This window comes from uncultured Actinomyces sp. (genome assembly GCF_963526355.1).
In the GTDB taxonomy this organism is placed as follows: Bacteria; Actinomycetota; Actinomycetes; order Actinomycetales; family Actinomycetaceae; genus Actinomyces.
This window is the reverse complement of record NZ_CAUROW010000111.1, coordinates 1-5,393: the sequence shown is the minus strand read 5'-3', so window position 1 is coordinate 5,393 and position 5,393 is coordinate 1. Positions and strand designations below refer to the sequence as shown.

Annotated in this window: 4 protein-coding genes and 1 pseudogene; all 5 read left to right on the top strand. The window is 70.9% G+C overall.

Translation table 11 applies throughout. The features are described from left to right. A pseudogene (locus RWR81_RS12185) lies at positions 1-302 on the top strand (hypothetical protein); the annotation flags it as partial. A 163-nt stretch (positions 303-465) separates the two neighbouring features. Continuing rightward, on the top strand, positions 466-906 hold the full coding sequence (locus tag RWR81_RS12180) for a hypothetical protein (RefSeq protein WP_314457997.1): 441 nt from the start codon (positions 466-468) through the stop codon (positions 904-906). Between the two features lie 92 nt (positions 907-998). After that, positions 999-1,436: a YbjN domain-containing protein gene (locus tag RWR81_RS12175; protein ID WP_314457996.1), complete on the top strand. Its 438-nt coding sequence runs from the start codon at positions 999-1,001 to the stop codon at positions 1,434-1,436. Further along, entirely contained in the window at positions 1,436-2,206 is a 771-nt protein-coding gene (locus tag RWR81_RS12170) for a hypothetical protein (protein WP_314457995.1), read from the top strand. Before RWR81_RS12175 ends, RWR81_RS12170 begins: the two co-directional genes overlap by 1 nt. Positions 2,207-2,597: 391 nt before the next feature. After that, a partial coding sequence (locus RWR81_RS12165; protein ID WP_314457994.1) for a hypothetical protein occupies positions 2,598-5,393 on the top strand: 2,796 nt, incomplete at its 3' end.

Sequence of the window (5,393 nt, the reverse complement as noted above, 5' to 3'; positions counted from 1 at the left end):
TGCGCCGCGACGTGCGCAACGCGCTGGAGACGCGCACCCATCAGCTGCGCCCCGATGAGGTCTCTCCCCAGTACCACGCCATGGAGTACGTCAACTTCATGGGGGGCCTGGGGCGCTCGGCCCAGATCCTCGGCCAGGAGGGCCTGGCCGACCGTCACCGGCTCATCCTCCAGACGGTGCGCGACATCATGCGCCCCGATGAGCCGCTGGCCCGCTCCATCCTGGACAACACCTTCACCGAGGAGCTGTGGAGCCAGCAGGCCCACGCCGCCGATCAACTCTCCTGCGAGGTGCCCCGCTAGCCTTCTCCCCGCCGCCCGCCCGGTTCGCCGGCACTGCGGTTGCGGCCCGAGCCCGACGACGCTTCATTCCTTCACCGAGTCCGTCAACGAGCTCGTCGATTCATCAGTTCTTCGCTCCCCGCGCGGCCCGCGGCCGCCCGACTCCATTCCCGAAAGGACCACCATGGTCGGCTTCCGCAAGAAGTCCCAAGACAGCTCCTCCGTCAGCAGGGCGGCCGGACGAGGGGGCTCCGGGGCCTCGGGCGCATCGCCCCGCTCCCGCGCCTCTCGCACCGAGTCCGCCGGGACGGGGCGGCGCGCCGCATCGACCAATCGTCGGAGCTACAAGTCGTCTGAGGAGCTGGACTCGCGCTGCCTGACCCTGGCCGAGTCGGCCTCCGGGGTCCTGGGCCGATCGCTGGACCAGGCGCTGGGACGACTCCAGGACGGACCCGACGGCCAGAACGGGACGGCCGACCCGACCCCGGTGGGCTGGTCCGATGCCGTGGGCACCCCGAGCCCGACTGTGGGCAAAGGGGCCTCTCCGGGCAGCGTGCGCAGCGCGCGGATCGGAGCCGACCAGGTCGACACGGTCGCCGACATCGCGGCCGACATCGAGTTCTGAACTCCGGCGCCGAGTCGGCGAGCAGTACGCGCTGTCAACCCCGTATCAACCCCCGCATCACGTCCCGCACTGGGAAGGAAACGAGATCGCCCATGAGTGCGCAACCGGCGCTGACCCTCACGCGGGTCGAGGCCTGGCTGTCCCAGCGCGGCATCGCTGCCGGGTCCGAGGAGGACGGCACCGTCTTCATGAGCTTCCCTGGCTGCGACATCGGCGTCTACCTGCATGCGAAGGATCCCGCACTCGTGGTGGCCGGCATGTGGCACGGGCGCCCGTCGGTCGAGCGCCTTGATGAGATGCGCACCTTCATCGATACCCAGCACCGCTCCACCTATGGGCCGGATCTGGCGATCACCCCCGCCCGCGACTCGAGCCTGCTGCTGAGCACCCAGATGGTGGCCTACGTCGGCGCGGGCATGAGCGACGCCCAGCTCGACGCCTTCATGGATATGGGCCTGGGAATGACCCGAGCCCTCTTCTCCACCGTCCAGGAGCGCTTCCCCGAGCTCGTCACCTGGGAGGAGGACTGATGGCCTGGTGGAACCATCCGGAGGGGTCGGTGACCCCGACAGTGACCCTCAGGCGGCTCGCCGCCTGGTTGGCCGGGCGTGGCCACGGCTGCGACATCGACCTGTCCGAGGGGGTGGTGCGCTGCTCGGTGGCCGGTTTCGACTACGTGCTCATGGTGGTCTACCGTCGGATCCTCGTTGTGCGCGCCCACCATCGGCTGGACGGTTCGGCCCCGGGGGCCGCGATGCTCTCGCAGGTGCGCGCTGTGGCCCAGGAGGTCTCCAGCGCCCGGCTCATCCCGGCCCTCTACACCGAGGTCGACGATGCCGGTCCGGGACTGTGTGCCGAGGTCCTCATCAACGTCGGGACCGGGCTTGACGACGCCCAGCTGGCCGGCACGATGGAGTTCGTTCTCGACGGCGTCGACGACGCTCTGCGCGAGGTCCTCGGCCGGCTCGACAGCGGTGCGACGGGCGGAGCCGAGGTCGATGCTTCCGCGCGGCGCGGTGTCATCCGGACTCCTGAGGCGATGGAGACGCCGCTGGCCGCCGCTCCTGAGCCCGGGCCGACTGCCACCCCCCTGCCAGACACGGTTGCGGCGGTGGAGAAGGCCGTGGGGATGGCCGCCTCCCCCGACGGGCCGGGAGGCGAGGTGCCGGAGCGGGCCGGGACCCATGCAGACTCCGCCGTCGGCGTCAAGAATGACGAGGGCATGGTCGCCTCGGGTGATGCTGACGGCGGAACCGGAGTTGAGACAACCAACACCTCTGAGCCCCTGCTCGTGTCCTAGAGCATCGGGCCTCACGACTCCGGTTGTCCAGGACTCGTTGAAAATACTGGCGTGGAGGAGGCGTCGTCAGAGTGTGCGCGCCCGGCGGCGGCCGGCCGGGACGCCGCGGCGGGGGCCGACATGCCCCGTGGTCGAGTTGCCCCTCGGTGCAGCGGTGGCGGATTCTATAACCGTTCGGTAACACTAAATATCGGACGACCGCCCCGCTGGACGAAAGGAGCCCGAAACGCCCATGACGCCGTTCATCGTTGAGCGGTACAGGATGCCGGACCCTCTCCCGCGGAGCCCCCTGGGGTACGCGGGCCCTCTCCTTGTGCACTCGCAGGACACGGTGGAAGCCCTCGCCTCACGACGGTGCAACGTCAGGTTCCGCCCGGAAGGACAAGACTCCATGACAACACGCCAAGACATCCTCGAGCGCCTGGCCTACGCCGATGCCCTCGCCCACGAGCCCAAGGCCTCGGCCCTCATTGCGGAGGCCGTCGGCTGGGCGGACGCCCTGGGAGACGAGGATCTGCGGGTCTCCACGCGGCTGGCCCTGACCGAGGCCTACCAGCAGGGCAACGAGGAGTGGAAGGCGCTGGCTCCCTTCGTGTGGAACCTCGCCCGCTATCAGCGCCGTCCCGAGCTGTTCGACGACGCCCAAGTGCGCACCCTGCACTGGCACTTCAAGTGGGCGGTGGCCGTGGCGGGTGCCAACCCCAAGGTCTCCAAGGACAAGGTGCGCCAGCTCGAGGCCGGCCTTGAGGAGTTCTACCGAGCGCAGGGCGCCTCCATGCACGTCGTCCACGGCGAGCGTGCCTCGGTGGCCGGCCTGCTGGGCCTGGAGGAGGAGGCCGCCGAGGAGTTGGCCGCCTGGCGGGCCACCCACCGCGATGAGAACGCCGACTGCGAGGGCTGCGACCCCATGCGTCAGGTCGCCTTCGCCTACCGCACCGAGGCCTGGGAGCTGGCAGTGTCCACGGCCGTGCCCGTGCTCACCGGCGCCGTCGGCTGCTCCATGCAGCCCCACTCCATGCAGTCGCTCGTGCTGCTGCCGCTGCTGGCCTCCGGACGGCCCCGGGCCGCCTGGGAGGCGCATCTGCGCTCCTACCGGGAGGTCCGCCGCTCGCCCAAGGCCCTCGTCTCCCTGGCCTACCACCTGGAGTACTTGGCCCTCGTGGGCAGGGTGGACCGCGGCCTGGACGTCCTGCGGCGTCACCTCGCCTGGCTGGCCCAGGCCGAGTCCGCCTACGTGCTGCTGTCGGCCCTGCGCGGTATGAGCCTGGTGCTGCGCGAGGCCGAGCGGGCCGGCCGCGGTGAGGAGGCCCTGGACGTCGAGGTCCCGGCCGCCGACCTGTGGTACCCCCTGCCCGGGTTGGCGGCCCCCACCACCATCTCGCGCGCCTACGCTGAGATGACCGGTTGGGCGCGGCGTCTGGCCCAGCAGTTCGACCTGCGCAACGGCAACAGCACGATCTCCGACCACCTGGAGCGCTCCCTGGTGCGGGCCGCCTTCGACGCCGCCCCGGGTGCGGTCCACGGGCTGGGGGTTGAGGTCGACCTCCTCGAACCCTCCGAAGAGCTGCCCGAGCCGGCTCGGACGAGCCTGATCGCCGACGAGGACGGCGCCGAACCCGACGTCGCCTCCCTCCTGGGGCTGCTGACCGGTGGCGACGACTCGCTCCAGGAGCACGTGCCGCGTGCGGCGTCAGCGGGTTCGGAGGCGGGTCCCCGGCGCACTCGCGCCACCAGCCACCAGGGCGGCGACGAACCCTTCCCGCTGGTGGACCTCGTGCGCCCCCGGCCAGTGCGCAGTGGGGAGGAGGCGGTGCGCCGCTACGCCGACCACCGCCGCTCCATCGGCTCATCGACGATGGACTACTGGTATGTCGTCAACCAGGTGGCCACGCGTGACCTGCTGCCCCCGCCCGGCGAGGAGATCCCAGGGCTGGAGTACCACACGGGCCTGCTGCGGGCCGCCGCCCTGACCTGCCGCACCGAGATGGACGAGGCCATCGCCGAGCGCCTGCGGGTCCGACCTCTCATGGAGCTGGCCTTCGGACCGCTGGGCGCCTACTACGTCGACCTGCTCAACCTCGACAGCGAGATCACCTCCGACTCCATCGCCGAGCGCTCCCAGGAGCCCGAGCGCGACCAGCGGCTGCAGCGCGCCACCGGGCTCATCGGACAGATCGAGGCCCATGTCGAGGACCTGGTGTCCACCGAGCTGCTCGACCCCGGGGGCACCGACGCCCTCGTGCTGGCCGCCGACGCCCTGCTCGTGGGGACCTCGGTCCTCACCGACCTGCACGCCCGGGACGAGGCGCTCGGGGCCATCCAGGTCATCGCCCGGGCCGCCGCGGCCGTCCCCGAGGACCGTCACGCCGAGTGCATGGATGACATCCTCGACATGGCGCGCGCCGAGGTCCTGGCCGAGTGCGGTGACGTCTACAACGGATGTCTCCTGGCCGAGGAGGTCATGCGCCGCCACGAGAAGGTCTCACCGGTCCTGGCCGCCCGTGGGCGGCGCCTGCTGGGCATCTCCTCGATGGAGGTGGGCCAGTTCGATGAGGCCATCACCCAGTTCCGCGAACAGGCCAACATCATGCTGGCAGCCGACATCACCCTGTACGCCGTGGCCTCGCTGCTGTCCCTGGGCTCTGCCCTGGAGGCCTCCGAGCGCTTCCTGGAGAGCGCCGAGGTCCTGGAGTCGGCCCTGGGCCTGGCGCAGCGCTGCGGGGCCGAGAGCATCGCCCTGTACCTGCACCGGCTCCTGGCTCAGACCGGCATGGCCCTGGGGGAGGAGGACGGCGTCGTCGAGCACTCGCTGGCCGCCGCCCGGATCCTGAAGGATCAGGAGCGCCGGGCACTGGCGGGGGAGTACCTCTCGCACGCGGCGATGGCGGCCTCCAACCTCAAGGACAATGTGCGTGCCGCCGATCTCTTCCGCCAGGCCGCCGATCTGGAGGACGCCCATACCGACCAGGGCCGCCTGGATCGGGGACGGGCACTGCGCCGCTCGGCCCGGGCGCTGGTGGACGACCTCACCCTCCCCATGGCCCGCTCCCGGCTCGCCGAGGCCCAGGAGATCATGGAGGAGGCCCGACGAGCCTTCGCCGGTGTGGCCGACACCGAGGGATACTCCTCTGCCTGGGAGATCGGCGACTGGCATGACGATATGGCCTGGATCCTGTGGCGCACCGGC

Excerpts from the sequence above, each read along its gene's own strand:
- RWR81_RS12170 (WP_314457995.1), top strand. The coding sequence starts at position 1,436 with ATGGCCTGGTGGAACCATCCGGAGGGGTCGGTGACCCCGACAGTGACC.
- RWR81_RS12180 (WP_314457997.1), top strand. The coding sequence starts at position 466 with ATGGTCGGCTTCCGCAAGAAGTCCCAAGACAGCTCCTCCGTCAGCAGG.
- RWR81_RS12175 (WP_314457996.1), top strand. The coding sequence starts at position 999 with ATGAGTGCGCAACCGGCGCTGACCCTCACGCGGGTCGAGGCCTGGCTG.